Source organism: Microbacterium sp. Leaf436 (assembly GCF_001424715.1).
GTDB lineage: Bacteria > Actinomycetota > Actinomycetes > Actinomycetales > Microbacteriaceae > Microbacterium.
In genome coordinates this window covers 78,210-104,880 of record NZ_LMRB01000002.1, presented here as the reverse complement: position 1 = coordinate 104,880, position 26,671 = coordinate 78,210, and the positions used below count along the sequence as shown (strand labels likewise).

The window sequence follows — 26,671 nt, the reverse complement described above, 5'->3', positions numbered from 1 at the left end:
GTGCGAGAAACGGTCGGCAGACCTGCACGAAGTGGGACACGGCACCCACCGCCGGCGGCGCAGCGGCTCACGCGCCGGGGCATGTCCCGCTTCGTGGGAGAAACGGTCGATGAGACTGCATGAAGTGGGACATGGATGCCGCGCCGACAACGCCGCGGCCCCGACCCGCGCGAGCGGGCCGGGGACGGGCGCCCGCTACCGCGCGCGGGTGCGGGGGTCCATCGCCTCGCGGAGCGACTCGCCCAGCAGCGTGAAGCCCAGCGCGGTCACGGCGATGCAGATGCCCGGCAGGAACGCCAGCCACGGCGCGATCGCCAGCTCGGCCTGCGCGTACGTGAGCATGCGGCCCCACTCGGCGGTCTGCGGCAGTCCGCCACCGAGGCCCAGGAACGACAGTGCGGCCGCGTCGATGACGGCGGTCGCGAGCGTGAGCGTGCCCTGCACGATGACCGGCCCGACGCTGTTGGGCAGCACGTGGGTCATCGTGATCGTCCGTCGACTGAGGCCCAGGGTCTGCGCCGACAGCACGTAGTCGGCGCCGCGCTGCTGCAGCATCGAGGCGCGCAGGAGCCGCGCGAACACCGGCACCTGCGACGCACCGATCGCGATCATGATCGCGAGCTGGCTCTGGCCGAGGATGGCGGCGATCGAGACGGCGAGGAGCAGGTTCGGCACCGAGAGCAGGATGTCGACGAAGCGCATGACCACCGCGTCGACCCACCCGCCGAACATGCCCGCCAGCAGCCCCAGCGCCATGCCGCCGATGAGGCCCATCGCCGTCGAGATGACACCGATCTGCAGCGACGCCTGGGCGCCCCAGATGAGCTTCGACAGCACGTCGCCGCCGAAGCGGTCGAGACCGAGGGGGAACTCGGCCATCTCGCCCGGCCCCGGGATGTCGGTCGGCGTGATGAAACGCTGTCCGGGCAGGGACTCGGCCGGGTACGGCGCGAGCAGCGGCGCGAGGGCCGCCACGAGCAGGAACGCCAGCACGATGATCGCGCCGATCCAGGCGACGGGACTGTGGCGGAGCCGCTGGAACACGTCCTGCCAGAATCCGCCCCCGCGCGCCTGGGCGGCGAGGAGCTGGCCGTCGACGATCGCGTTGTCGTCGACGGGACCGCCGCTGGGGGCGGGAGGGAGGATGCCGGAGCTCACTGGACTCTCACTCTCGGGTCGATGACGCTGTACGACAGGTCGACCAGCAGGTTGATGAGCGCGTACGCGATCGCGATGAAGATGATGAACCCCTGCAGCACGGGGAAGTCGCGCGTGAAGATGGCCCGCGCGAGGAACTGCCCGATGCCCGGGAAGGCGAACACCGTCTCGGTGAGCACCGCCCCCGAGATGAGCAGGCCCGCCTGCAGTCCCACGGTGGTGATGACCGGCAGCATGGCGTTGCGCAGGATGAAGCGGTTGCGCAGCGTCGAGCGGCCGATGCCCTTGGCGCGGCCGGTGCGGACGTAGTCGGCGTTCTGCACCTCGAGCACCGAGGCGCGCGTGATGCGCACGATGATCGCGAGCGGGATCGTGCCGAGCGCGACCGCGGGCAGGATCAGGTGCAGCACGGCATCCCACGACGCGTCGAACTCCCCGGTGATGAGCCCGTCGAAGACGTAGAGGTTCGTGTAGTGCGTCGCGTCGATGCGCGGGTTCTGGCGACCGTCGGAGGGCAGCCAGCCGAGCTGCACGGCGAAGACGTACTTGAGGATGAACGCCAGGAAGAACACCGGGATCGTGATGCCGATGAGGCTCAGCACGACGGCGGTGTGATCCCAGATCTTGCCGTGACGGCGCGCGGCCCAGTAGCCGAGCGGGATGCCGATGCCCACCGCCACGATGAGCGCGCCGATCGACAGCTCGAGGGTGGCGGGGAAGCGGCGCACGAACTCCTCGAGCACCGGCCGGCCGGTCTGGATCGAGGAGCCGAAGTCTCCGGTCATCAGACGCCCGAGCCACGTGAAGTACTGCACGTAGAGGGGTTCGTTGAAGCCGTAGAGCTCGTTGATGCGAGCGACGGCGGCGGGGGTGGCCCGCTCACCCAGCAGGGCGACGGCGGGGCCGCCCGGGAGCGCGCGCACCCAGGCGAAGAGCAGGACGGACAGACCGAACAGAGTGGGGATGAGCAGGAGCAGGCGCCTGCCGATGGTGCGGAGCACGGGTTCTCACAGGGTGTCGGGAACGGGGGGACGCGGAACCGCGGGCCCCGGCGTCGTCACGACGCGGAGCCCGCGGCATCCGGATCACTCGGTGAGTTCGATCTCGTTGTAGACCTCGTCCTGCACGGGGCTGGCGGGGTACGACTTCACCCGGGGTGCGAACGCGAGCGTCGGCACGGGGTTGGCCAGCGGGATGCCGGGGAGGAACGTCGCGATCTGCTCGTTGACGGCCTGGTAGGCCGGGTCCTGCTCGGCCTCGGTCGCGAGGCCGCGGGCCGAGGTGAGAGCCGAGAACAGCTCCGCGTTGTCGAAGCCCCACTCGTTGGACGTGCCGCCGAAGAACGTGCCCACGAAGTTGTCGGGGTCGTTGTAGTCGCCGGTCCAGCCGAGCAGATGGATGCCGTGCTCGCTGCCGCCCTGGATCAGGTCGAGGTACTCGCCCCACTCGTTGGACACCGGGTTGAGCACGATGCCCACGGCCTGCAGCTGCGACTGGAGGTTCGTGAAGATCTGCTCGGGGTTCGGCATGTACGGGCGCGAGATGTTGACCGGGTAGTTGAAGGTCAGCGTCAGCGGGTTGGCGTCGGTGAAGCCGGCTTCGGCGAGCAGGGCCTTGGCGGCGGCCTGATCGAAGTCGTACGTGGTCACGCCGGAGTTGAAGCCGATGACGCTGTCGGGCATGAACTGCGAGGCCACCGTGGTGCCCTCGGGCAGCACCTGGGTGACCAGCTGCTGCTTGTCGATGGCGTGGGCGATGGCCTGGCGCACGCGGATGTCGCCGAGCGCCGGGTCGGCCTGGTTCATGCCGAGGTACAGGATGTTGAACGGGTCGCGGTTGGTGAGCATGTAGCCCGCGGACTCGAGCGCGCCGAGGTCGGCGGGGGCCACGAGGTCGTACCCGTCGATCGAGCCGGACTCGAGCGCCTGGCGACGAGCCGTGGTGTCGCCGATCACGCGGAAGATGACCTTCTGCACCTGGCCCTGGTCACCCCAGTAGCCCTCGTAGGCGTTGACGGTCGCCTCGGCGCCGGGCTCCCACGAGTCGAACTGGAACGGACCCGTGCCGGTGGGGTGGCCCTGGGCGTACTCGCTGAGGGTCGGCGCCTCGGAGGTTCCGCCCACCTCGTCGGCCTGGTACTCCTGCAGCGCGGTGGGGCTCTGCATCGCGAACGCGGGCAGCGACAGCGCGGGGATGAAACCGGCGAACGGTTCGGTCAGCGTGATGGTGACCTCGGTGGGGCTTCCCACCTCGCAGCCGCCGTAGATCGAGGTGCCGGTGTCGGCGTAGCCGCGCATGATCTTGCCCCAGTAGTAGGACAGGCTCTCGGACTGCGCGATGCCGGTGAAGTTGTTCTGGCGATCGAAGTTGAAGCAGACGGCGTCGGCGTTGAACTCGGTGCCGTCGTGGAAGGTCACGCCCTCTTTGAGCGTGAAGGTGTACGACAGGCCGTCGTCCGACTGCTCCCAGCTCTCGGCGAGCATGGGGGCGGGGTCGGCGGTGCCCGACTCCACGCCGACGAGGCCCTCGAAGATCTGCCGCGAGATGCGGAACGACTCTCCGTCGCTGGCGAAGGCGGGGTCGAGGCTGGACGGATCGCCCGAGGCGCCGAACACGAATGTGGAGTCGACGTCACCGCCGGCGTCGCCGCCGCCGTCGTCGTCGCGCTGACTCGTGCAGCCCGACAGGGCGAGCGCGCCGATGGCGACGGTGGCGCCGCCGACGAGCAGACGTCGTCGAAGAGAACTGAGCATTTCGGTACACCTTCCGGGGGGAAAGGGAGGAGAACGACGGCGCTGTCACGTCATCGTGCCGCGCTCCGCTTGCTGTGTTCCCCCGACCGTACAGGGCGGGCGGCGTCGTGCCCATTGCCCGCGTGTATCGATCGTGTTTCGAGAATCCGGCATCCTGATGCCCTCCCGGACCACCGATGGCGCATTCCGCCCATCCCCCCGCCGCCGCGGTGCGCACCCTGCCCGCCTCGGGCAGCGCGAGGAGCCGAGAGTCGTCGCTTCGCGGCCAGGGCGTGCGTCGGGGTTCGGCATCTCGCGCGACGGGCCCGGCTAGCGTGGAGGGATGGCACGCATGCGCATCGAACCCGACGACGCCCCCACGGCGCGACTGTCGGACGGATCGACCGCGCGGGTGTCGCCGTCGGGCTTCGTCTCGGGATGGGAGCTGGTCGTCGACGCGACCCCCCAGTCGCACGTCGACCTCGACGATCCCACCCACCTGCACTTCGAATACGTCGCGCGCATGGGAGCGGTCATCGACCGCCTGCGGATGCCGGGACAGCCGCTGACCGCGGTGCACCTGGGCGCGGGGGCCCTCACCCTCCCCCGCTACGTCGAGAGCACCCGCCCCGGCTCCCGCCAGCAGGTGATCGAACTGGAGCCGGCGCTCTGGGATCTCGTGCGCGAGAACCTCCCCCTTCCCCGCGGCGCCGCGATCCGCGTGCGCATCGGCGACGCGCGCGCCGGTCTCGCCAAGCTCCCCGCCGGGCTCACCGGCGCCGTCGACCTGCTCGTGAGCGACGTGTACTCGGGCGCGCAGACCCCGGCGCACCTGACCACGGTGGAGTTCTACCGCGACGCCGCGCGTCTGCTCGCCCCCGACGGCGTCCTGCTCGTCAACGTGTCGGACGGCCCCGGCCTCGCCTTCGCCCGACGACAGGTCGCCACGATCCGCGCGGTGCTGCCCGAGGTGATCGTGCTCGCCGAGGTGCAGGTGCTGAAGGGCCGCCGCTTCGGCAATCTCGTCGTCGCCGCCTCCGCCGCCCCCCTGCCCGTCGAATGGCTCCCGCGTCTCATGGCGGCCGGTCCCCACCCCGCGAAAGTGGCCCAGGGGGCCGAGATCGAGGAGTTCATGCGCGGGGCGCGGGCGTCGACCGATGCCGACGCGACGCCGTCGCCCAAGCCCTCGGCGTCGATCTTCGAACGGTGACGGCGGCGTGTTCGCGCCCCGACCGCGTGGCGCGGGCGTTCTGAGCGCGCCTGCCACGCAAACTGGAACTCCTGCCCGACCGAGAGGAGCGACGGTGAGCTACATCCACGGGTACGACCCCGACACGTTGCGCGAGGTCACCGACTCTCGCGAGTGCGCGGAACGACTCGAGGAGATCGGTTCGCAGCGCAGCCTCCACGCCCTGCTCGAACGCGTGTGGCTGCTGAAGGTGCTCGACCGCTTCGACGAGGCGCTCGTCATCTCGGACCAGTCGGTGCGCGTCGCCCGCATGGCCGGCACCCGCCGCGACCTGCTGCGCGCCCGCATCCTGCACGCCACGATCCTGCAATGCCGCGGGGCATTCGCCGCCGCCGAGCAGGAACTCACCATGTGCGCCGACGAGGCCGAGGGCCAGGGGTGGGCCAGCATCGCCGCCTTCGCCCTGCAGCACCGCGGCAAGGTGCACTACGACGAGGGCGACTACGACGCCGCGCGTCGCGATTTCAAGCAGGCGCTCTTCCTGCGCCAGAACGCCGGCGCCACCGATGCGCAGCTCGAGTCGACCCTGCTGGCGATCGACGCCGCCGAGCGTCGACGCACGCGCGAGGTCGTCGCGAGCTGAGTGTCGTAGGCCCCGCCTAGGCTTCCCGTCATGTCCGATCTGCACCGCGTACGCGTCTGGGCCGAGGCGTTGATCGCCCTGCACCTCGACGCGTCGTGGACGTTCGCGTTCGACAACGCCAAGCGCCGCGCGGGTCTGTGCGACTACGGCCGCAAGCGCATCAGCGTCTCGCGCTACCTCACCGCGCGTTACGACGACGACACGAACCACCAGACGCTGCTGCACGAGGTGGCGCACGCGCTCGCCGGAGCCCGGGCCGGCCACGGCGCGGCGTGGAAACGCACCGCGCGCGAGCTGGGGTACGTCGGCGGAACGACGCACGCGGGCGAGACGGCCACCGAGCTCGCGCCGTGGGTCGGCACCTGTCCCGCCGGCCACGTCGCCTACCGGCATCGCAAGGCCACGCGTCCCACCTCGTGCGCGAAGTGCGCGCCCACCTTCGACCCGCGCTTCGCCCTGTCCTGGGTGCGGCGCGAGATCTCGCCCGCGGTGCGCCTGGCCGCCTCCACGCCGCGCTGAGCGCGCGTCAGGGGGCGACGAACGCTCCGTCGCGCAGCACCGGCACGACCGATGCGGCGTCGCGCGCGGCCGCGGCCAACACCTCATCGCGGCGCCCGTCTGCGGCGAGCCGACGCCCCGTGCCGCTGGCCGTGAGCAGGTGGCGCACGGCCCCGCCGAGAGCGCGGAAGCCCTCGCCGGCGACGGCGGCGTCGGGCGAGGCGTGGTCGATACCGAGGTCGCCCAGAGCGGCGACGACGGCCCCGGCGCCCAGCAGGTCGTCGACGGCGAAGCGGAGTCCCTCGGCATCCGTGCCGTCGGGGTACCCCGCCGCGACGATCGAGATACTCGTGCGCTCGCCGCGCGTGCGCTGCACCTCGAGCACGTGCGCGGCGACGGCGGCAGCGTTGCGCAGGCCTCCCACCACGACGTGCGCCCCGGTCGCGGCCGAGGCGCGGACGAGGGCCGCTGCCGCATCGTCGACGGCGTCGAGGGGCGCCCCGGCTTCGGCCGCCGCCAGGGCGCGCGCCGACAGGCCGAGGGTCTGCACGAGGACCACGACGTGGGCGTCGGCCAGGCGGGAGAGGCCCGCGCCACCCCACTCCAGCCGCACCTGGTAGTCGGACTGCGAGAGGGCGGGGTGTTTCGGCATCCTCCGAGCCTAGAACGGTGGAGCGTCACCGCGTGTTCGTCAAGCGGTACCGGCGAAGACGGCCACGTCGGGCACGATCGGTGACATGCGCATTCTGCTGAAGTTCGTCATCGACTGCGACCCGGATGCCGCGTGGCGGGCGCTGCACTCCCCGCGCGCCGTCGCGGAGCTGTACGGCCCCCTGCTCGAGGTCGACGCGCTCGGCACGATGCCCACCTCGTTCGAGTCGGGGGACGACGTTCCGGTGCAGATGAGCGTCGCCGGCATCTTTCCCGTCGGCCGGCAGCTGATCTCGGTCGCCGATCGTGAGACCCACGACGGCAACGGCCGCGTGCGGGTGTTCCGAGACTGGGGGGTCCCGTTGACCGGCCCGCTGGCGAGCCTCGATGTCTGGGACCACCAGATGGCGGTCTCGGCCGCCCCGGGCGAGGCGGGCCGCACCCTCTGGCGCGAGCGACTGACCATCGGCGGCGCCGCCGCCCCGGCGCTCTGGCCGGGACTGTGGGCGACGTGGCAGTGGCGCGCGGCACGCATCCGGGCGCTCGCCCCGACCTGGGCCCACGACCCCGAGACATCCCCCTCGACGCCCTGACCGCTTCGCGCCGGCGTGGGGTGCAGGCAGGCGCGGAGTCGACGCGGGGCGCGGGTCAGGCCAGGCCGTGGCGGAACGCGAAGACCACCAGCTGCACGCGGTCGCGCAGGGCGAGCTTGGTGAGCACGCGGCTGATGTGCGTCTTCACCGTCGCCTCCGACAGGAACTCGCGCTCTGCGATCTCGGCGTTGCTCAGGCCCGCCGCGGCGAGCGCGAAGATCTCGCGCTCGCGGTCGGTGAGGCTCGTGTAGCTCGCGGGCACCGGCTCGGCGCCGCCGTCGGCGATGTGCGCGAACAGCGTCCGCGTCGCCTCGGCGGCGATCACGGCGGAGCCGGCGTGCACGGTGCGCACCGCCGAGAGCAGGAACTCGGGCTCCGAGTCCTTCAGCAGGAACCCGCTCGCTCCGCGCTGGATGGCCCGCGCGGCGGCCTCGTCGAGGTCGAAGGTGGTCAGCACGACGACGCGCGGGGGCGCGGGTTCGCTCAGGATCTCCGCCGTGGCGGTCAGGCCGTCCATGACGGGCATGCGCACGTCCATGAGCACGAGGTCGGGGCGGGTCGCCCGCACCACGTCGATGCCCTCGCGCCCGTCGGAGGCCTCGCCCACCACCTCGAGATCGGGCTGCGAGTCGATCACCATGCGGATGCCCGCGCGGAACAGGACCTGGTCGTCGACGAGGACGATACGGATGGGAGCGGTCATGCGGGCGGTTCCTCTTCTGGTCGAGCGAGGGTGCGGCATCTCCTGCGCCGATCGAGTCCGGCGGGGGCGGGGGCGGGGCTCACGCCGGGCGCCCGATCGGCAGGGTCGCCCGCACGACGAACTCGCCGTACTCGGGTTCGGCCGTGAGTCGGCCGCCGACCAACTGCGCGCGCTCGCGCATGCCGATGAGGCCGTGACCGCCCGGCGCGGCCGGGGCGACGGATGCCGTGGCACGGGCATTGCGGATCGACAGCTCCACCCGGTCGGGCCACCACGCCAGGTGCACGCGGACACGTGGGTCGACGCCGTGCCGCAGGGCGTTCGTGAGGGCTTCCTGCATGATGCGGTAGACCGCGAGCTGGATGGCGGCCGGCGGCTCGCCGGGCGGGGAGGGATCGACCTCGGCGGTGACCACGAGGCCCGCCGCGCACATGCGGGTGTACAGCGTCTCGATGTCGGCGAGGGTGGGCTGCGGCCCCTCGGCCTGGCTGTGGCGCAGCTGCGTGAGCAGCAGGCGCACGTCTCCGAGGGCGGCGCGTGCCGTCGACGAGATCGTCGAGAGCGCCGCCGTCGTGGCCTGCGGGTCGGTCGCGGCAGCGTAGCGCGCACCGTCGGCCTGCGCGATGACGACGGCGAGCGAGTGGGCGACGACGTCGTGCATGTCGCGGGCGATGCGCACCCGCTGCTGCTCGGCGATCGTCTCGGCCTCGGCCGCCCGCTGCGCCCTGCTGTTGGCGGTCGCACGCATGGCCGTGCGCACCAGCGCCCCCGACACCCACGCCAGCATGAGCGCGAACCCGGATGCCAGCAGCAACGCGGCGACCGCGAACCACTCGTTCGCGGTGAGTGGCGCCGTCACCCCGCGACCGACGAGGTACAGCGGCACGATGATCGCCCCGGCGATCGCCGAGGCGAAGCCGCCCCAGAACACGCGGCGCGTCCCGTAGGCCGCGGTGGCGTAGAGGACCGCGAAGATGGCGACGTCGCTGGGCGACGGTTGCCGCCCGAAACCCATCTGCAGCAGCGCCCCCGCCCAGGCGAAGATCAGCGCCAGGGCCGGTTGCAGGCGGCGCAGCGCCACGGCCACGGTCAGGGCCACGGCCACCAGCATCCCGCCGAGCGTCTCGAGGGCCAGGTCCACGCCGGCGGTGGCGCCCGACCCGCCCGCGAGTTCTGTGGCGATGGCGAGCAGGCCGAAGACGAGGGCGATGCCGAGGTCGGTGACCAGTTGGTATCGCTGCAGCGGGCGCGGAGTGAACATCGCGGCCACGCTACGCGCCGCGGGTGGGCTGGGCATCCGTCTCGCGATGTATCTCGGCCGCGCTCACGCGGGGAAGGCGGCGGGCTCGATCGGGCGCGCCTCGAAGAAGGTCTGCAGCACCACCGTGGTGCGGGTGTTGACCTGGGCTGCCGCCCGGATGTCGCGGATGAGCGTCTCGAGATCGCGCGGCGTGGGCACGCGCACGAAGAGCATGTACGCCGCCTCGCCCGCGATGGAATGGCACGCCTCGATGGCGGTCAGATGCGACAGGAGTTCGGGGGCGTTGTCGGGCTGGGCCGGATCGAGCGGCGTGATCTCGACGAAGGCGGCGAGGGGCCGGCCGAGCGCCTCGGCGTCGAGCACGGGGCGGTATCCGCGCACGATGCCGCGCGACTCCAGTCGGCGCAGTCGCGACTGCACGGCCGACACCGACAGCCCGACGCGCTCCGAGAGGTGCGAGAGCGTGGCGCGCGCGTCGAGCGAGATCTCGCGGACGATCGCGGCGTCGACGGAGTCCTCCAGGCGCGCGGCGCGGGCAGGGGCCTCGGTCATGCGCTCGACAGTAGCAGGGCGTGCGGGGGCCACCCTGGCGGTGTCCGTAAGTTTTCCGTTAGCATGCCACTTCAGCAGGAATATTTACAGCCTGATCGGAGGATGCCATGACCATCGCCACGCCTTCCCGTGCCGCGCACGATCTGCTCGACGGCCGAGCCGTCGACGACGTCGAACACACCCCCGCGTGGGCTCAGCTCAAGCGAGCCGCCACCGCGCTGCACACGCTGCAGGCGAAGGACGGCTCGATCGACGACACCGCCGCCGCCGGTCCCCTCGTCGACGAGATCGTCGAGGCCATCGGCGCGCTTACCCCGCTGTTCCCCCACGACGACGCCTACCTCACGGCCTCGATCGCCGACTTCCGGCGCTGGCAGAACGAGGGCCTCGGCACACCCGACTTCCTCGACTCGCTCGTCGCCTTCCAGCCGCAGGAGCACCGGGTCGACGGCATCCGTCATCTCGTCGTCTTCCCGATGTACACCCAGAACGGCTCGAGCAACCGCCACGTCGAAGCCGTGCTCGTCGAGGCCATCTGGCCCGAGTTCATCGCGCGTCTCGAGACCGAGTACACCAACCGCCTGTTCGTCTCGCTGCGACTGATCGACTTCACACCCGGGTACGACACGAACTCCGCGGTGCTCTTCCCCGAGACCGTCGCCATGCGCGAGGTCCCCACCTTCACGTGGGGGGCGATCTTCCAGGACCGCGAGGCCGCGCGCTACCGTCGCGTCACCCGCGCCGCCGCCGACATCACCAAGCTCGAGCTGCCCGCCGAGGCCGCGCGTCTGCTCGATGACCAGGACCTCGCCGAGCAGACGTTCGTCATGTGGGACCTCATCCACGACCGCACGCACATGCGCGGCGACCTGCCGTTCGACCCGTTCATGATCAAGCAGCGGATGCCGTTCTTCCTCTACTCGCTCGAGGAGCTGCGCTGCGACCTCACGGCGTTCCGCGAGTGCGTGTCGCTTCAGGCCCGACTGTCGGCCCGCGACGACCTGGATGCCGCCGAGATCGCCATGCGCGAGCACGCCGGCCTCGTGCAGTACGCCGTGATCTTCGACCGCATCTTCCGCTTCGCCATCACCGGCTCGCGCGTGCGCAACTACGACGGCCTCGGTGGACAGCTGCTCTTCGCCTGGCTGCACCAGCACCGCGTGCTGCACTGGACCGACACCTCGCTCGCATTCGACTGGGACGAGGTGCCCGCCGCGGTCATCGCGCTGGCCGACGCGATCGACGAACTGTACTGGCGCTCGATCGACCGCCCCAAGGTCGCACACTGGCTCGCCGCGTACGACCTCGTGCGCGCGGTCGTCACCCCGCACCCCGCCTCGGTGTGGGCGCGGGGACTCTCGGACGACGTACTCGCCGGGCTCCCGAAGGGGTACACCGACGCCGTCCTGGATGACGAGTTCCCGCTGTCGATGTTCTTCGAAGCGCTCGAGAAGAAGATGCGGCCCGTGATCGCGTCGACCGAGGGGATCCGCGGGACGGACTGACGCGGGAACGGGGTACGGCCGTACCCTGGCTCTCGCGGGAACGACGACGCGGGCGTCGGGGCCGGCCGGGGGCGAGGGGATGACGATGACCGACGCACGGAACGACGACGAGGGAGTGCGGGGGCGCACGGTGCTGCTCGCGGGCGGAACGAGCGCCGCCGGACACGCCTGTGCGCGCGCACTGCTCGACACCGGGGCGCGCGTCGTCGTGGTGGGAAGCTCCGACGAACGTCTGGCGATGATGGCGGCGGACCTGCCGGGCATCGCCGTCGAACGCTGCGATCTGACCGACGAGCGCGCCGTCGGTGAATTGCGCGATCGCGTGCGCGCCGGGCACGGTCGCATCGACGGCCTGCTGCACCTGGTCGGTGGATGGCGGGGCGGCGGGGGCCTGGCCGGACAGAGCGACGACGACTTCGCCTTCCTGCTGCAGTCGGTGACGGCGCTCCGACACGTGAGCCGCGCGTTCGACGACGACCTGCGCGCCTCCCCCGCGGGGCGCTTGGCGATCGTGTCGTCGAACGCGGTGGAACGTCCGCTCGCGGGTGGGGCGAACTACGCGACGGCCAAGGCGGCATCGGAGACCTGGGTGCGCGCGGTTGCGCAGGGCTACGCGAAAGCGGCCCGCGACGCCGGGCGGGAGCCGACGGCCGCGGCGGTCATCTTCCGCGTCACCAGCCTGTCGGGGCTCGAGGACGCCCTCGCCGCGTCGTTCATCGCCCTGTGGGATGACGACGCGACCGCCTGGAACGACGTGACGATCGGTATCGACGCTCCCGCCTGACCGCGTCAGCGGTGCGGGTTCCGCGGCGTCGCGGATAGCTTCAGCCGCGCGCGTCTCGCGGCGTCGCGGACAGGGTCAGCCGCGCGGGTCGTCCGGCGTCGCAAGCGCGGTCGGCGTCGCGTGCGCGGTCGACGTTGCGGCGTCGGCGGTCCGCGCGGGAGACGCCGCGGTCGTCGCTGCGGCGTCGGCGATCGGCGGGGCGGCGGCGTTGTGCACCGACACCTCGCGGTCATCGACGGGAGAGGGCCCGTCCGCCACGTCGGCGTTGACCTCGGCCGTGCGGTACTGCCGCGAGAGGGTGCGGTACGAGCGCGTGAGGAACGCGAGCGACGCGGCCACCACCATGAACAGTCCGGCGAAGACGAACACGAGCGCAATGCCGCGCGACGCTCCGTCGCCGACCAGCCAGCCCCACGTCGCTTGACCCTCACCGCCCCGCATGTAGGGGATGATCGCGAACTCGGCGATCGGGGCGATGAGGAACGAGGTGACGGGCGCGGCCGCCGACTCGAAGGCGGCGGCGAAACCGAACACCCGCCCCTGCGTCTCGAACGGCACGACTTTCTGGATGATCGTCTGCTCGGCAGCCTCGACCGGGGGGATGAGCGCCATGTACACCCAGATGCCGGCGACGTAGAGCCACCACCAGTCCCGCAGGGTGAAGATCGCACCGAGCGCCCCCATCGCGATGACGAGCCACAGCATCGTGCGGATGGGGTTTCGGCCGAGTCCGAACCGCGCCACGAGCCCGCCGCCGACGATGAACCCCGTCGCGGTGACGCCGAGGACGACGCCCCAGACCTGCACGTCGAACAGCTCGAGACCGTAGGGGTCCATCAGGGCCATGTAGACGCCGCCGATGAGGTTGTTGAAGGTGGAGAAGATGAGCAGCGCGAAGAGTCCGGGAGCCGCTCGCACCGCGCGGATCGCCCCGCGCACGTCGACCAGGGGGCCGGGCTCGGCGCCCGCGGCCGGGCGCTCTTCGGGGATGCGGATGGTCAACAGGTGCACCAGCGCGACGAATGTCAGCGCGATGGCGATGGCCAGGGTGCCGCCCATGCCGAGGAAGCCCACCGACAAGCCGCTGAAGACACTGGTGACCACGAAGGCCAGACCCTGCACCGTGCCGACCAGACCGTTCGCGTTCGCGTGGCGCTCGACGGGGACGAGGAGCGTGACCGTGGTCGACAGCGCGATGTTGCGCATGTTCTCGACGACCGCTCCGGCCAGGATGACGCCGGCGAAGAGCCAGAACCAGGGACCGCCCAGATCGAGCAGCGCCGCCTCGGGGAAGGCCAGCCACAGGGCGCCCGCGACGAGGAACGCCGTCAGGGTGACGAGCCCGGAGAACACCATGACCCGATGCTTGCGGTGGCGGTCGACGAGCGACCCGAAGAACATCGCGAAGACGGCGAGCAGCAGCATGTACGCCCCGCCGACGATGCCGGTGGCCAGCACCGAGCGGGTCTCGAGATAGACCCAGAACGTGAGCGCGAACCACAGGAAGCTGGTCGTGACGTTCGCCGCGGCGGTGTTGACGAGCACCGCGAGGAAGGTGCGGTTCCCGGTCGTCGGAGCGCCGGCCGGGGCGGTGGCGGAGGGCGGCGATGCGGACATAGCCACACGGTAGACCCGACCTCCGACATCGGCCAGACCCCGGCGCTCGGCGCCGCCGGCGGGACGGTCAGTCGAGCAAGCTGCGGATGTCGTCGGCGGTGAGGCGCGGGCCACCCGCGAAGACGCCGTCGCCCTCGTCGGAGCCCCCGTCGAGCACGCGCGAGAACAGGTCGGCTTTGGCCTCGCGCAGCGCCACCACCTTCTCTTCGACGGTGTCGGACGACACGAGCCGGTACACGATCACCGGGCGCGTCTGCCCGATGCGGTGGGCGCGGTCGATGGCCTGATCCTCGACCGCGGGGTTCCACCACGGGTCGAGCAGCACGACGTAGTCGGCTTCGACGAGGTTGAGCCCTACGCCTCCCGCCTTGAGCGAGACGAAGAACGCGGGATCGGTGCCGTCGCGGAAGCGGTCGATCTCGGCCTGGCGGTGGGTCGTCGTGCCGTCGAGGTAGCCCGACGCGAGCCCGGCGTCGGTGCACCGCTGCCGCGCCGCGCGCAGGAACCGCGTGAACTGGCTGAGGACCAGGACGCGGTGCCCCTCGGCGGCGGCCTCGACGAGGAGCTCTTCGAGCGCGTCGAGCTTCGCCGACGGCGCTTCTCCTTCGTCGACGAGGGCCGGGTCGAGGGCGAGCTGGCGCAGCATCGTCAGGGAGCGGAAGATCGCGAAGCGATTGCCGTCGGCGTCGTCGAGCAGCCCCAGCAGCCGCTGACGCTCCCGGTGGAAGCGACGGTCGTAGAGCTTGCGATGCGCGGGGTGCAGGGTGACCTCGAGGATCGTCTCCTGCTTCGGCGGGAGTTCGGCGGCGACCAGCTCTTTGGTGCGTCGGAGCAGGAAGGGGCGGATGCGCCGGCGCAGCAGGTCGAGCCGTGCGCCATCGGAATGCTTCTCGATCGGCGTGCGGTACAGCGTCGTGAACGACTCGCGGGTGCCCAGCAGACCGGGAGCGACGAGCGACACCAGGGCCCAGAGCTCGAGGAGGTTGTTCTCCATCGGCGTGCCCGTGACCACGAGCGTGAAGGGCACCGACAGGGCCCGTGCCGCACGGTACCCGCGCGAGGCGGGGTTCTTGATCTGCTGCGCCTCGTCGAGCACCAGGCCCGACCACTCCCCCTCGGCGTACTGCTCCTGCTCGAGACGGAACAGCGCGTAGCTGGTCACCACGACGTGCGCCCCGGCGGCGGCCTCGGCGATGCTCGTCTTTCGTCGCGCCCGCGTGGCCGTGATCGTGACCGTCTGCAGCCCGGGGGCGAACGTGGCGCACTCCCGCGCCCAGTTGCCCACCACGCTGGTGGGAGCCACGATGAGGAAGGGGGGCATGAGCGGATCGGCTTCGAGCGCCGCCTGCATCATCGCGATCGTCTGCACCGTCTTGCCGAGGCCCATGTCGTCGGCCAGGATCCCGCCCAGCCCCTGCGCGCGCAGGAAGTGCAGCCAGTCGAGGCCCGCGCGCTGGTAGTCGCGCAGCGTGGCGCGGAGTCCGGCCGGCGGGTCGATCGAGGCGAGGGCGGCCTCGTCGGTGAGGCCCCGGACGCGCAGCCACCACTCGGCCTCGTGCGCGGCGATCATGCCCATCTCGGCCAGGGTGTCCCACAGTCCCACGTTGTAGCGGTTGAGCTTCATCCCCGCCTCGGGGCGATCGGCGAGGGTGCGCGCTTCGTCGATGACCGCGCGCAGTCGGTCGAACTCGGGGGTGTCGAGCCGCACGTACGTTCCGTCGCCGAGGAAGAGCGCCCGATCGCCGAGAGCGAGGGCCGTGTAGAGATCGGTGAAGTCGACCTCGGCGTCGCCCACGGTCACGCGGGCGTGGAGGTCGAACCAGTCGCTCCCGTCGTCGGCTCCCGTGCTCAGCTGCACGGACGGGGCCTCCGACGCGATCCGGTAGGTCAGCGCGTCGCCGGAGACGAGCACCCGCACGTGGTCGAGCGCCTCGAGGCGCGGTGCGGCCTCGACGGCGAGGATCGCGGCATCGGCCGCCGTCAGCGCCCGGGCGGGAGTCGTACCCGTCGCCGGGGGACGGGGAAGGGAGATGCGCAGGTCGGCGCCGATGGCGTCGACGGCGGCGATCACCCCGCGCTCGTGCTCGTCGTCGCGGCGTCCGCGCGTCGCCGAACGGTCCCACCGGGTGGCGAGCGTCGCCGAGCCCGAGCCGTGCGCCACGAGCACCTCGAGGACCGGCCGCGGCGCCGGGGGGAGCTCGACGGTGCCGCGCGGCGACACCACGGGCGCCTCGAGCTGGAGACGGGGCAGATACTCGCGCAAGAAGGTCTCGGACCCGCCATCGTCGATGGTGAGGGCTCCCGTGCGCGCGAGCAGACCGCGCAGCGGGTCGGCCACCGGCGTCGACAGGCGAGCGAGGGTGATGCGCTCGTCGTCTCCGTCGCGATCCGCGACGAAGGCCACCGCCACGGCGGGGTCTCCCACGACCCACGACGGCCGCGCCGCGACCTCGTCGGCCATCCCCTCGACGATCCCCCGCAGGAGCACCGCGGAGCCACGGCGATCGACGGCCATCGCGGGCACCGCCGGGTCGTCGGGGAGGTGAACCGGGTGGTGGGCGCCCGCGCTCGACACGATCGGCACTCCGGCCGCGAGCACGTTCTCGAGGTGCAACCACAGCGAGTGCGGGGGAACGGCGGACAACGGCATCCACTCGTCGGACAGGAACGCGCCGGGGCCGGATCGACCGACGCGGCCCAGACTGTCGAGGGCGGCGCGCGCCCGCGGATCGGCGGGGAGCGACGACAGCGCCGCCCAGCCGGCCCGCCCCTTGATCCAGGTTCCGCGCGTTCCGCGCATGCCGGGACGCGCCGTGAGGGTGAGGGCGGTGCTGCGGCCGTGCCCACCCCCGCGACGGACGGCGAGGAACAGGCAGAGCTCGACGGGGTCTTCGTCGGTGGCCGCCGCGGGCGCGACCGCGAAGAGCTCGTCGAGAGACCGCTGCCATTCCGGACGCGTCGGGCGACCCGCCGACAGCACGCGATCGAACAGCACGAGCGCGGCCGCGCACCCGTGCTCGCACTCGGGTCCGCGCCCGCACGAGCACCACCCGGCGAGACGGGAGAGGTCGGTGGGCACCCGCAGCTCGAGGTGCTCGTAGCCCGCGGCTCCGAACGACTGCGCCGTCACCACGAGGACACCGTCGAGCGTCCTGACCTCGCCGACCTCGACGGAGCCGTACACGAGGAGCCGGTCGGCACGCGCCATCGCCGACGGCGAGAACAACTCGCCGGCGATGCTGAGCGCCTCGGGGTCCATGTGCATCCCTTCATTCTCGTCGGGTCAGACGACCTCCGGTCGGCGCGCCGGGCCGAATGGGGAGCGGAGTCCGACTTCGCGCCCTGGGGAGGAGGGGTTGCGCCCCTGGTCGTTACGCTGGAGCGGTGACTCCCCTCCACGACGCATCGGTGCGCGGCTTCGCCTCCGACAACTACTCCGGCATCCACCCCGACGTCCTCGCCGCGATCACCGCGGCCAACGAGGGCCACCAGGTGGCCTACGGCGAAGACGTCTACACCGCCCGCCTGCAGGAGCTGTTCACCGGCCTGCTCGGCGACGGCGTCGAGGCCTACCCGGTCTTCAACGGCACGGGCGCCAACGTCGTCGGGCTGCAGTCGATGCTCCCCCGCTGGGGCGCCGTGATCACGGCATCCACCGCGCACATCAACGTCGACGAGGGCGGCGCCCCCGAGCGCGTCGGCGGGATCAAGCTGCTGACCGTCCCCACCGACGACGGCAAGCTCACCCCCGAACTGGTCGACCGCGAAGCCTGGGGCTGGGGCGACGAGCACCGCGCCCAGCCGCTCGTGGTCTCGATCACCCAGTCGACCGAGCTCGGCACCCTGTACACCGTCGACGAGATCAGCGCCCTGGCCGCTCACGCGCACGGGCACGGCATGCGCCTGCACATGGACGGCGCGCGGATCTCCAACGCCGCCGCAGCCCTCGACGTGCCGCTGCGGGCGTTCACCCGCGATGCCGGCGTCGACGTGCTGAGCTTCGGCGGGACCAAGAACGGAGCGATGATCGGCGAAGCCATCGTCGTTCTCGACCCGGCGGCCTCGACCGGCCTGACCTACCTGCGAAAGCTCGACATGCAGCTGTCGAGCAAGATGCGCTTCGTCTCGGCACAGCTGGTGGCTCTGCTCGAGGACGACCTGTGGTTGCGCAACGCCCGCCACTCCAACGCGATGGCGCAGCGCCTGCGCGCCGGCGTCGAAGCGGGGCTCGCCGACGGTTCGATCCAGGGCGTGCAGTTCACCCAGCCGACGCAGGCGAATGGTGTCTTCGCGACCCTGCCGGCCGGTGTCGCGGACCGCCTCCGCCAGAGCTTCCGCTTCTACGATTGGGACGAGCTGCGCCGCGAGGTGCGCTGGATGTGCTCGTTCGACACCACCGCCGAGGACATCGACGCGTTCGTCGCCGCGATCGCCCGCGAGACGACGGCCTGACCCCACCGACGGCCTGACCCCACCGACGGCCTGACCCCGCCGACGGCCTGACCCCGCCGACCGTGAGGGCCGCGGCATCCGATCCAGGATGCCGCGGCCCTCACCGCATCACGCCCCCGCCAGCCAGTCGCGGTAGGCGTCGAACGTGCTCTCGCGACCCAGGAAGGCCTCGACCAGGTCGCGCGCGTCGCGGGTTCCGCCGGGCTCCAGGATCTCGCGCCGGTAGCGGAGCGCCGTCTCGACGTCGAACAGGTCGCCGGCGAAGGCCGACAGCAGGTCGCGCGCGATCACGAGGCTCCACTGGTAGGTGTAGTAGCAGGCGCCGTAGCCCGTGAGATGGCCGAAGCCGGCGTACGAGTGCGACCCGGGGAGGGGTGTGACCGGGCTCGCCGACCGGTAGTAGCCGTCGACCGCAGCCTGAAGGTCGGTCGGACGCTCGACGTGCAGGCGGTACGACGTCGTGGCGTGTCCGAGCTGCCGGGTCACCTCGAGGGCGCGGCCGAACGCGTCGGCGGTGCGCATGCGCGCGACGAGGTCGGCGGGAATGGCCTGGCCCTCGTCGTTCACCGCGAACGATGCCAGGACCTCGGCATCCCACGCCCATTCCTCGAGCAGCTGACTCGGTGCCTCGACGAAGTCCCACTCGGTGGCGATCCCCGTGAAGGACGCCCAGCGGTGATGACCGCCGAGGATGTCGTGCACGAGGTGACCGAACTCGTGGAAGAAGGTGACGACCTCGTCGTGCTCGAGCAGACCGCGCGAGAAATTGCACAGCAGCGCCCCCTCGGGCAGCGCGTGCCCCGTGATGCCGGGCACGAGCCCGAAGCACGCGGCGTGGTTGTACTTGCCGTCGCGAGGATGCAGGTCGAGGTGGATGCGGCCGAGCCGCTCGCCCGTGCGGACCACGTCGTAGGTGCGCACGTCGTCGTGCCACGAGGGCGCGTCGACGGGGACGTACTCGACATCGAGAAGGCGCGCCGTCGTGGCGAGGACGCCGTCGAGCACGCGGTCGAAGCGGAAGTAGGAACGGACGAGCTGTGCGTCGACGTCGTACTCCTCGCGCTTGAGCGCGCTGAGCAGGTACCAGAAGTCGGCGATCGTGACCTCGGTGGCGTCGGGCTCGTCGCGGCGGAGGCGCTCGAGCACGCGGGCGTACTCGGACGCGGCGGCGGGGGCGACGGCCTCGGCCACCCGATCGAGGAACGCGCGCACCTCGGCGCTCGACCCGATCATGCGCGTCTCGGTCTCGTAATCGGCCCAATCGCCGTAGCCGAGAAGGGCGGCCCGCTCGGCGCGGACGGCGAGCAGATCGGCGAGCACGGCCTCGTTCTCGGGCCACGCCAGATCGTTGTACGCCCCGACGAGGGCGTGACGCACAGAGATGTCGCGGGCGTACTCGCGCACCGGCATGAGGTCGGTGTACTCGGTGGTCAGCGTCACCATGGCCTCGTCGTCGGCGGGGTGCTCGGCCAGGAAATCGGCCGGGAGTCCGTCGAGCGAGGCGGCCGGGACGCGGATCTCGCGGCGTCCTTCGCGGATGTGGCGTGAGAACGTCTGCGACAGAGCGGTGTCGCGGTCGGCGAGCTCTTGCACGCGCGCGCGGCCCGCGTCGTCGAGGTCGACACCACCGCGGCGGAAATCGCGCCGGAGGTGGTCGAGCAGGCGCTGCTGCGCGGCGTCGAGGCCCGCGGCGTCGGCGTCGGAGAACACGTGCCACAGGTCGCGATCGAGCAGCCGGCGCGCCTGCGCCGCGTCGATCGCCTGGGCCTGCGCCTCGGCGGCGGCGCGCACGTCGGAGTCGGGGTGGCACTCGCTGAGCAGGTGCGACGGCGCGGCGGCCTCGGCGAGCGCGATGTCGGCGTCGTTCCAGAGGTCGAGGCGCTCGCTCGTGGTCAGCGCCGTCTCGGCGACGAGACGGCGGTCGATCTCGGCCACGCGGGCGAGACGCTCGGCCGGGCGCTCCCCGGCGAAGCTCAACCAGCCGGCGCGGTCGAGCGGGAGGGACAGGGGTTCGAGGGGAGGATGCGGCATCCTCCGACCCTAGGGACGACCTCCGACACCGGCAACGTCGAGGACCGACGACGCCTCCGCCAGGCCGCGGAACGGCATCCGCGAGGGGATCAGCGCAGCGCGCCGACCGAGGCGAGCGCCAGGCGGATGAGCGTGCCCCGCCCGCCCTCCATCTCGTCGGAGAGGGCCTCGGATGCCGCTTCCTGCGGCGACAGCCACGTCACTTCGAGGGCGTCCTGACGCGGTTCGCAGGTTCCCGTGACGGGGACCACGAAGGCGAGCGCGACGGCGTGCTGGCGATCGTCGTGGAACGCGCTGACGCCCGGGATCGGGAAGTACTCGGCGACGGTGAACGGCGTCGGCGACGGGGGCAGGGAGGGGAAGGCCATGGGGCCGAGGTCGTTCTCGAGGTGGCGGAACAGTGCGTCGCGCACGGTCTCGCCGTAGCGCACGCGCCCCGACACGAGCGTGCGGGTCATCTCGCCGAGAGGCGTCGCCCGCAGCAGGATGCCGACCTGGGTGACGGCCCCCATGCCGTCGGTGCGCACGGGGAGCGCCTCGACGTACAGCATCGGCAGGCGGCGGCGGGCCTCGGCCAGCTCCACCTCGCTCAACCACCCCGGGTTGGGGTTCGGGCCCCCCGAGGCGCCCGAGAAGGACGCCGACAACGATTCGTTCTCGTCGCCGTTGTCGCCGGAATCGGGGTCGGGGGTGCGTACGGGCATGATCCCTGTATATCAACCGTCCGCCCCGGATGCCGCGTGTCTTCGCCCACAGCGGATGTCGGAGGCCTTTGCGACAATGGGCCGCATGAGCACCCACCCTCCCCTCGACTCCGCCCTCGTGCGCTGGTCCGCGCCGCCCGAGGAACGCGGCGATCGGCCGGTGCTCCTGCTGCTGCACGGCTACGCGTCCGACGAGCACGACCTCTTCGGGCTCGTGCCGCACCTGCCCGCCGACTTCGTGATGGCCAGCGTGCGCGCGCCGCACACCCCGCCGTGGCCCACCCCCGGGGCGTCGTGGTACCCGATCGAGGGTCTCGACGGCCGCGACCCCGTCGCGATCACGCGCGCCGCCGAGGGGCTGCTCTCCTGGATCCGCGAAGAGGTCGGGCCGCGGCCGGTCGGGCTGCTGGGGTTCTCGCAGGGCGGCGCCGTCGCGGTGCAGACCCTGCGCGTCGACCCCGACGCGGTGGCCTTCACCGTCGTGCTGGCCGGGTACGCCGCCGCCGGCGAGCTTCCGGGCGACGCCGTGCTGGCCGAGCGACGACCGCCCGTGTTCTGGGGACGCGGTTCACGCGACGACGTCATCCCCGCGCACCTCGTCGACATGACGGCCCAGTGGTTGCCGGCCCACAGCGAGCTGAGCGGTCGCGTCTACCCCGGGCTGACCCACTCGGTCTCGCAGGACGAACTCGACGACGTGCGCGCGTTCCTCGAGGCGCGTCTGGCCGAGGGGGGCACCCCGGCCGAGGGGTGACGACAGGGGTCGATCGTTCGGTCGAGAGGCCGCGAAGCAAGGGACGGACACCCGAGGGCAGCGGCCGTTCCGCGACGGGCGAACGTCAACCCCGACCCGATGTCGGAGGTCCGAGAGAGGATGGCGGCATGGCTGACGTACTCGACAGATTCGGGCCCGCCACGCGGGACTGGTTCCGCGGTGCGTTCCCCGCTCCGACCAACGCGCAGAAGGGCGCGTGGGAGTCCGTGTCGTCGGGGCGCAACGCGCTCGTGGTCGCCCCCACCGGCTCGGGCAAGACGCTCTCGGCGTTCCTCTTCGCGATCGACCGCATCTTCCGCGAAAAGGCTCCCGACGGGCCCGAGGCCGCTCCCCCGCCGCGTCGCCCGCGCGGCGCCGCGAAGACCACCCTCGCGAAGACCCCACCGACCACCACCCGCGTCCTCTACATCTCGCCGCTGAAGGCGCTCGGCGTCGACGTCGAGCGCAACCTCCGCTCCCCGCTCGTCGGCATCGGTCAGTCCGCCCGCCGGCTGGGCATCGAGGTGCCGTCCGTCACCGTGGGCGTGCGTTCCGGAGACACGAGCTCCAGCGACCGCCGCAAGCTCGTCACCGCCCCGCCCGACATCCTCATCACGACCCCCGAGTCGTTGTATCTCATGCTCACCAGCCAGGCGGCAGAGACCCTGCGCGGCGTGCACACGGTCATCATCGACGAGGTGCACGCGGTCGCCGCGACCAAGCGCGGCGCCCATCTGGCCGTGAGCCTCGAGCGCCTCGACGCGCTGCTCGACAAGCCCGCGCAACGGATCGGCCTGTCGGCGACGGTTCGACCCATCGACGAGGTCGCGCGGTTCCTCGGCGGTGCGCAGCCGGTCGACATCGTGGCCCCTAAAGCCACCAAGGCGTTCGATCTGTCGGTCGTCGTGCCGATCGAAGACATGCTCAATCCGCCTCCGCCGCCGGGCAGCCCCGCCCCCGACGAGGCCGCCGACGGCGAGTGGTTCTCGGATCGCCCCGAGAGCACCGAGATGGCCGGGTCGGTCTGGCCGCACGTCGAAGAGGCCATCGTCGACCGGATCCTCGAGCGGCGATCGACCATCGTCTTCTCGAACTCCCGCCGCCTGGCCGAGCGGCTCACCGGGCGCTTGAACGAGATCTACGCCGAGCGGGTCGGCATCGAGGTGCCCGATCCGACCGTGCCGGCGGCGCAGATGGCGCAGGCCGGCTCGTCGGCGGGCGTCGCCGCGATCCTCGCGAAGGCCCACCACGGCTCGGTCTCGAAGGAGCAGCGCGCCCAGGTCGAAGACGAACTGAAGTCGGGCGTCCTGCGCTGCGTCGTCGCGACCAGCAGCCTCGAGCTCGGCATCGACATGGGCGCGGTCGACCTCGTCATCCAGGTGGAGTCGCCCCCGAGCGCGGCCTCCGGGCTGCAGCGCGTCGGACGCGCGGGCCACCAGGTGGGCGAGGTGAGCCGCGCGGCACTGTTCCCCAAGCACCGCAGCGACGTGCTGCACACGGCCGTCGTGACCGAGCGCATGCTGGCGGGGCGCATCGAGGCCATCTCGGTGCCGCAGAACCCGCTCGACATCCTCGCGCAGCAGACGGTCGCCGCCTCCGCCCTCGGCTCGATCGACGTCGAGGAGTGGTTCGAGACCGTCAAGCGCAGCGCGCCGTTCCGATCCCTTCCCCGCTCGGCCTACGAAGCCACCCTCGACCTGCTGGCCGGGCGGTATCCGTCCGACGAGTTCGCCGAGCTGCGCCCACGCCTGGTGTGGGACCGCGACGCGGGCACGCTCACCGGTCGGCCGGGCGCGCAGCGGGTGGCGGTCACCAGCGGCGGCACGATCCCCGACCGCGGCCTCTTCGGAGTCTTCGTCGCGGGCGAGTCGCAGAACGCCCGCGTGGGCGAGCTCGACGAAGAGATGGTCTACGAGTCGCGCGTCAACGACGTCTTCACCCTGGGCACGACCAGCTGGCGCATCGTCGAGATCACGCACGACCGGGTGAACGTCGTACCCGCCTTCGGCCAACCGGGCAAGCTGCCCTTCTGGCACGGCGATGGCATCGGCCGCCCCGCCGAGCTGGGTGAGGCACTCGGCGCCTTCTCGAGAGAGCTGGCGGGGGGCGACCGGTCCAAGGCCGAGAAGCGCCTGCGCGAATCCGGTCTCGACGACAACGCCATCTCCAACCTGCTCGCCTACCTGGCCGAACAGCGCGAGGCCACCGGCAGCCTGCCCACCGACCGCACGCTCACCGTCGAGCGCAGCCGCGACGAGGTGGGCGACTGGCGCATCATCCTGCATTCCCCGTACGGCATGCAGGTGCACTCCCCGTGGGCCCTCGCGGTGAACGCCCGCATCCGCGAGCGCCTGGGCGTCGAGGGGGCCGCCGTCGCGAGCGACGACGGCATCATCGCGAGGGTTCCGGATGCCGCCGCCGAACCGCCCGGGGCCGACCTCTTCGTCTTCGAGCCCGACGAGCTCGAGCAGATCGTCACCGACGAAGTGGGCGGCTCGTCGCTGTTCGCCTCGCGCTTCCGCGAGTGCGCGGCACGCGCCCTGCTCCTGCCCCGACTGAATCCGAACCGTCGCTCCCCCCTGTGGCAGCAGCGCCAACGCTCGGCTCAGCTGCTCGAGGTCGCGAAGCGCCACCCGGCTTTCCCGATCATCCTCGAGACGCTCCGCGAGGTGCTGCAAGACGTCTACGACCTTCCCGCGCTGCTGCGCCTGACCCGGCAGATCGGCGAACGGCGCATCCGCCTCGTCGAGATCACGACCTCGCAGCCCTCGCCGTACGCCCGCGATCTGCTCTTCGGGTACGTCGGGGCGTTCATGTACGAGGGCGATTCGCCCCTCGCCGAGCGCCGCGCCGCCGCGCTGTCGGTCGACCCTGCTCTGCTGAGCGAGTTGCTCGGCAAGGTCGAGATGCGCGAGCTCCTCGACCCCGACGTGATCGCCCAGTTCGAGCGCGAGGCCCAGCGGCTCGACCCCGACCGTCGCGCGCGAGGCGTCGAGGGCGTCGCCGATCTGCTGCGCATCCTCGGCCCGCTCGACGCGAGCGAGGTGGCCGCGCGACTGGACGCCGAGACCGACGCCCTGGCCGAGGCGGAACGTCACCTCGCGACCCTCGTCGACGACCGCCGCGCGATCCGCCTGACGATCGCGGGCGTCGCTCGGGTCGCCGGTATCGAAGACGCCGGGCGTCTGCGCGACGCGCTGGGCGCCGCACTTCCCGTCGGCATCCCGAACGCCTTCCTCGAGCCCCTTGCCGACCCGCTCGGCGACCTGGTCGCCCGATACGCGCGCACGCACGCGCCGTTCACCACCGACGCGGTGGCCGCTCGCCTGGGCGTGGGGATCGCGGTCGCGCGACTGACGCTGCAGCGCCTCGAGTCGCAGGGGCGCCTCGCGAGCGGCTTCTTCCTTCCCGAGGCGTCGGGCGGGAACCGCGGCGACGCCACCGAGTGGTGCGACGTCGAAGTGCTGCGCCGGTTGCGCATGCGCTCGCTGGCGGCGATCCGCGGCAGCGTGGAACCCGTTCCCCCCGCCGCCTACGCGCGGTTCCTGCCGGTCTGGCAGCACCTCGGCCGCCCGCTCGAGGGCATCGACGGCGTGCTCGCGGTGATCGAGCAACTCGCGGGTGTTCCCCTCCCCGCGAGCGCGTGGGAATCCTTGGTGCTGCCGTCGCGTGTCGCCGACTACTCCCCCGCCCTGCTCGACGAGCTGACCGCGACGGGCGAGGTCGTCTGGTCGGGACACGGCACCCTGCCCGGCCGCGACGGCTGGATCGCCCTGCACCCGGCGGAGGCCGCCCCCTTCACGCGGCAAGACCCGGATGACGCCGACGATCCGGCGCCCGATTCGTTGGAGGCGCGGATCCTCGGCGCTCTCGACGGCGGGGGCGCGTACTTCGCTGCCCAGCTCAGGCAGTTGGCCGGCGCCGAGAACGAGCAGTCGGTGAACGACGCCCTGTGGGCCCTCACCTGGGCGGGACGCGTCACGAACGACACCTTCGCGCCGGTGCGCACCCTGTTGAGCGGCGGCGGGCAGTCCCACCGCGTCGCCCGTCGGGCTCCGCGCGCACGCATGTACCGGGGCGCGACGATGCCGCGCGCAACCTCGGCTCCTCGCCCGCCGTCGCTGGGCGGCCGATGGTCGCTGCTCCCCGAACGCGAGCCGGACCCCGCCGCCCGGGCCACCGCCACCGCGAGCCTGCTGCTCGATCGGTACGGCGTCGTCACGCGAGGGGCGGTGCAGTCCGAGGGGGTCCCCGGCGGTTTCGCGCAGGTGTACCGCATCCTGGCGGGCTTCGAAGAGGCGGGCCACTGCCGCCGCGGGTACGTCATCGAGAAGCTCGGGGCGGCGCAGTTCGCCGCCTCCGCCACCGTCGACCGTCTGCGCGAGTTCGCGGCGGTCGCCGACCCCCCACCGCGACGCGCAATCACCCTCGCCGCCACCGACCCGGCCAATCCCTACGGTGCGGCCCTCGGGTGGCCGTCGATCGAGGGCGTCACGCACCGCCCCGGACGCAAGGCCGGCGGACTCGTCGTGCTCGTCGACGGCGACCTGACGCTGTACCTCGAGCGTGGCGGCCGCAGCGCGCTGGCTTTCACCGACGACGAGGCGCAGCTGCAGTCCGCGACACGTGACCTCGCCGAGACGGCGAAGAGACGTCGCCTCGAGACCCTGACGGTCGAGCAGGTCAACGGCGCGTTCGTGTACGGCACCGCGGTCGGACGCGCGCTCCGCGAAGCGGGGTTCGTCGAGTCCCCGAAGGGGCTGACCCTGCGCAAACTCACCGCCGGCGACGCCATTCGCGAGGCCGCTCGTGCGTGAGCGCGGCGGGCCGGTGGCCCGCACCGC

At 72.0% G+C, this 26,671-nt stretch carries 20 protein-coding genes; 9 read left to right on the top strand and 11 right to left on the bottom strand.

Annotated features, from left to right (window positions below; all coding sequences use genetic code 11):
• Window positions 1-195: 195 nt before the first annotated feature.
• The 3 genes from ASG45_RS04785 to ASG45_RS04775 all read right to left on the bottom strand — a co-directional run bounded on the left by ASG45_RS04785 (window position 196) and on the right by ASG45_RS04775 (window position 3,911).
• The gene (locus ASG45_RS04785; RefSeq protein WP_235560547.1) at window positions 196-1,101 is read right to left on the bottom strand and encodes an ABC transporter permease; all 906 of its coding nucleotides are present in this window, start codon (window positions 1,099-1,101) and stop codon (window positions 196-198) included.
• Between the two features lie 53 nt (window positions 1,102-1,154).
• Entirely contained in the window at window positions 1,155-2,159 is a 1,005-nt protein-coding gene (locus ASG45_RS04780; RefSeq protein ID WP_055833544.1) for an ABC transporter permease, read from the bottom strand.
• An 84-nt stretch (window positions 2,160-2,243) separates the two neighbouring features.
• Window positions 2,244-3,911, bottom strand: coding sequence for an ABC transporter substrate-binding protein (locus tag ASG45_RS04775; RefSeq protein WP_055833541.1), 1,668 nt, complete (start codon window positions 3,909-3,911; stop codon window positions 2,244-2,246).
• A 322-nt stretch (window positions 3,912-4,233) separates the two neighbouring features.
• Between ASG45_RS04775 and ASG45_RS04770 the strand changes: the two genes are divergently transcribed.
• From ASG45_RS04770 to ASG45_RS04760, 3 genes are all read left to right on the top strand, one after another.
• Entirely contained in the window at window positions 4,234-5,100 is an 867-nt protein-coding gene (locus ASG45_RS04770; protein WP_055833538.1) for a spermidine synthase, read from the top strand.
• 94 nt (window positions 5,101-5,194) lie between these two features.
• On the top strand, window positions 5,195-5,722 hold the full coding sequence (locus ASG45_RS04765) for a tetratricopeptide repeat protein (protein WP_055833535.1): 528 nt from the start codon (window positions 5,195-5,197) through the stop codon (window positions 5,720-5,722).
• 30 nt (window positions 5,723-5,752) lie between these two features.
• Window positions 5,753-6,241 carry a SprT-like domain-containing protein gene (locus tag ASG45_RS04760; RefSeq protein ID WP_055833532.1) on the top strand — a complete coding sequence of 163 codons (489 nt, stop codon included), beginning with the start codon at window positions 5,753-5,755 and terminating at the stop codon, window positions 6,239-6,241.
• A 7-nt stretch (window positions 6,242-6,248) separates the two neighbouring features.
• On the opposite strand, the gene ASG45_RS04755 is transcribed toward ASG45_RS04760, so the two are convergent.
• A complete protein-coding gene (locus ASG45_RS04755; RefSeq protein ID WP_055833529.1) occupies window positions 6,249-6,872 on the bottom strand; it encodes a 2-phosphosulfolactate phosphatase in 624 nt (207 codons plus the stop codon).
• Between the two features lie 85 nt (window positions 6,873-6,957).
• On the opposite strand from ASG45_RS04755, the gene ASG45_RS04750 reads away from it, so the two are divergent.
• Window positions 6,958-7,464, top strand: a complete 507-nt coding sequence (locus ASG45_RS04750) for a hypothetical protein (protein ID WP_055833527.1) — start codon at window positions 6,958-6,960, stop codon at window positions 7,462-7,464.
• A gap of 55 nt (window positions 7,465-7,519) precedes the next feature.
• Here ASG45_RS04750 and ASG45_RS04745 read toward each other — a convergent pair whose 3' ends face one another.
• The 3 genes from ASG45_RS04745 to ASG45_RS04735 all read right to left on the bottom strand — a co-directional run bounded on the left by ASG45_RS04745 (window position 7,520) and on the right by ASG45_RS04735 (window position 9,980).
• Window positions 7,520-8,167: a response regulator gene (locus tag ASG45_RS04745; RefSeq protein ID WP_055833525.1), complete on the bottom strand. Its 648-nt coding sequence runs from the start codon at window positions 8,165-8,167 to the stop codon at window positions 7,520-7,522.
• A gap of 79 nt (window positions 8,168-8,246) precedes the next feature.
• The gene (locus ASG45_RS04740; protein WP_055833522.1) at window positions 8,247-9,428 is read right to left on the bottom strand and encodes a sensor histidine kinase; all 1,182 of its coding nucleotides are present in this window, start codon (window positions 9,426-9,428) and stop codon (window positions 8,247-8,249) included.
• Window positions 9,429-9,491: 63 nt separating this feature from the next.
• The gene (locus ASG45_RS04735; protein WP_181016003.1) at window positions 9,492-9,980 is read right to left on the bottom strand and encodes an Lrp/AsnC family transcriptional regulator; all 489 of its coding nucleotides are present in this window, start codon (window positions 9,978-9,980) and stop codon (window positions 9,492-9,494) included.
• A gap of 107 nt (window positions 9,981-10,087) precedes the next feature.
• Between ASG45_RS04735 and ASG45_RS04730 the strand changes: the two genes are divergently transcribed.
• Both ASG45_RS04730 and ASG45_RS04725 read left to right on the top strand, forming a co-directional pair.
• Entirely contained in the window at window positions 10,088-11,485 is a 1,398-nt protein-coding gene (locus ASG45_RS04730; RefSeq protein ID WP_156459371.1) for a DUF6421 family protein, read from the top strand.
• An 85-nt stretch (window positions 11,486-11,570) separates the two neighbouring features.
• On the top strand, window positions 11,571-12,269 hold the full coding sequence (locus ASG45_RS04725; RefSeq protein ID WP_055835808.1) for an SDR family NAD(P)-dependent oxidoreductase: 699 nt from the start codon (window positions 11,571-11,573) through the stop codon (window positions 12,267-12,269).
• A gap of 75 nt (window positions 12,270-12,344) precedes the next feature.
• Here the strand turns inward: ASG45_RS04725 and ASG45_RS04720 are convergent, their stop codons facing one another.
• On the bottom strand, window positions 12,345-13,886 hold the full coding sequence (locus tag ASG45_RS04720; RefSeq protein ID WP_082516455.1) for an MFS transporter: 1,542 nt from the start codon (window positions 13,884-13,886) through the stop codon (window positions 12,345-12,347).
• Window positions 13,887-13,953: 67 nt separating this feature from the next.
• Window positions 13,954-17,151 carry a DEAD/DEAH box helicase gene (locus ASG45_RS04715; protein ID WP_200943392.1) on the bottom strand — a complete coding sequence of 1,066 codons (3,198 nt, stop codon included), beginning with the start codon at window positions 17,149-17,151 and terminating at the stop codon, window positions 13,954-13,956.
• A gap of 119 nt (window positions 17,152-17,270) precedes the next feature.
• Here ASG45_RS04715 and ASG45_RS04710 point away from each other — a divergent pair, with 119 nt between their 5' ends.
• Window positions 17,271-18,338, top strand: a complete 1,068-nt coding sequence (locus ASG45_RS04710; RefSeq protein ID WP_055833516.1) for a threonine aldolase family protein — start codon at window positions 17,271-17,273, stop codon at window positions 18,336-18,338.
• Window positions 18,339-18,446: 108 nt separating this feature from the next.
• On the opposite strand, the gene ASG45_RS04705 is transcribed toward ASG45_RS04710, so the two are convergent.
• Window positions 18,447-20,369, bottom strand: a complete 1,923-nt coding sequence (locus tag ASG45_RS04705) for a M3 family metallopeptidase (protein WP_055833514.1) — start codon at window positions 20,367-20,369, stop codon at window positions 18,447-18,449.
• An 89-nt stretch (window positions 20,370-20,458) separates the two neighbouring features.
• Window positions 20,459-21,073, bottom strand: a complete 615-nt coding sequence (locus tag ASG45_RS04700) for an NUDIX hydrolase family protein (protein WP_055833509.1) — start codon at window positions 21,071-21,073, stop codon at window positions 20,459-20,461.
• Between the two features lie 85 nt (window positions 21,074-21,158).
• On the opposite strand from ASG45_RS04700, the gene ASG45_RS04695 reads away from it, so the two are divergent.
• A complete protein-coding gene (locus ASG45_RS04695) occupies window positions 21,159-21,827 on the top strand; it encodes an alpha/beta hydrolase (protein WP_055835804.1) in 669 nt (222 codons plus the stop codon).
• Window positions 21,828-21,955: 128 nt separating this feature from the next.
• A complete protein-coding gene (locus ASG45_RS04690; protein WP_055833506.1) occupies window positions 21,956-26,644 on the top strand; it encodes an ATP-dependent helicase in 4,689 nt (1,562 codons plus the stop codon).
• Window positions 26,645-26,671 lie beyond the last annotated feature (27 nt).

Excerpts from the sequence above, each read along its gene's own strand:
- ASG45_RS04775 (WP_055833541.1), bottom strand. The coding sequence starts at position 3,911 with ATGCTCAGTTCTCTTCGACGACGTCTGCTCGTCGGCGGCGCCACCGTC.
- ASG45_RS04770 (WP_055833538.1), top strand. The coding sequence starts at position 4,234 with ATGGCACGCATGCGCATCGAACCCGACGACGCCCCCACGGCGCGACTG.
- ASG45_RS04760 (WP_055833532.1), top strand. The coding sequence starts at position 5,753 with ATGTCCGATCTGCACCGCGTACGCGTCTGGGCCGAGGCGTTGATCGCC.
- ASG45_RS04755 (WP_055833529.1), bottom strand. The coding sequence starts at position 6,872 with ATGCCGAAACACCCCGCCCTCTCGCAGTCCGACTACCAGGTGCGGCTG.
- ASG45_RS04750 (WP_055833527.1), top strand. The coding sequence starts at position 6,958 with ATGCGCATTCTGCTGAAGTTCGTCATCGACTGCGACCCGGATGCCGCG.
- ASG45_RS04745 (WP_055833525.1), bottom strand. The coding sequence starts at position 8,167 with ATGACCGCTCCCATCCGTATCGTCCTCGTCGACGACCAGGTCCTGTTC.
- ASG45_RS04740 (WP_055833522.1), bottom strand. The coding sequence starts at position 9,428 with ATGTTCACTCCGCGCCCGCTGCAGCGATACCAACTGGTCACCGACCTC.
- ASG45_RS04735 (WP_181016003.1), bottom strand. The coding sequence starts at position 9,980 with ATGACCGAGGCCCCTGCCCGCGCCGCGCGCCTGGAGGACTCCGTCGAC.
- ASG45_RS04730 (WP_156459371.1), top strand. The coding sequence starts at position 10,088 with ATGACCATCGCCACGCCTTCCCGTGCCGCGCACGATCTGCTCGACGGC.
- ASG45_RS04725 (WP_055835808.1), top strand. The coding sequence starts at position 11,571 with ATGACCGACGCACGGAACGACGACGAGGGAGTGCGGGGGCGCACGGTG.
- ASG45_RS04720 (WP_082516455.1), bottom strand. The coding sequence starts at position 13,886 with ATGTCCGCATCGCCGCCCTCCGCCACCGCCCCGGCCGGCGCTCCGACG.
- ASG45_RS04715 (WP_200943392.1), bottom strand. The coding sequence starts at position 17,151 with ATGCACATGGACCCCGAGGCGCTCAGCATCGCCGGCGAGTTGTTCTCG.
- ASG45_RS04705 (WP_055833514.1), bottom strand. The coding sequence starts at position 20,369 with ATGCCGCATCCTCCCCTCGAACCCCTGTCCCTCCCGCTCGACCGCGCC.
- ASG45_RS04700 (WP_055833509.1), bottom strand. The coding sequence starts at position 21,073 with ATGCCCGTACGCACCCCCGACCCCGATTCCGGCGACAACGGCGACGAG.
- ASG45_RS04695 (WP_055835804.1), top strand. The coding sequence starts at position 21,159 with ATGAGCACCCACCCTCCCCTCGACTCCGCCCTCGTGCGCTGGTCCGCG.
- ASG45_RS04690 (WP_055833506.1), top strand. The coding sequence starts at position 21,956 with ATGGCTGACGTACTCGACAGATTCGGGCCCGCCACGCGGGACTGGTTC.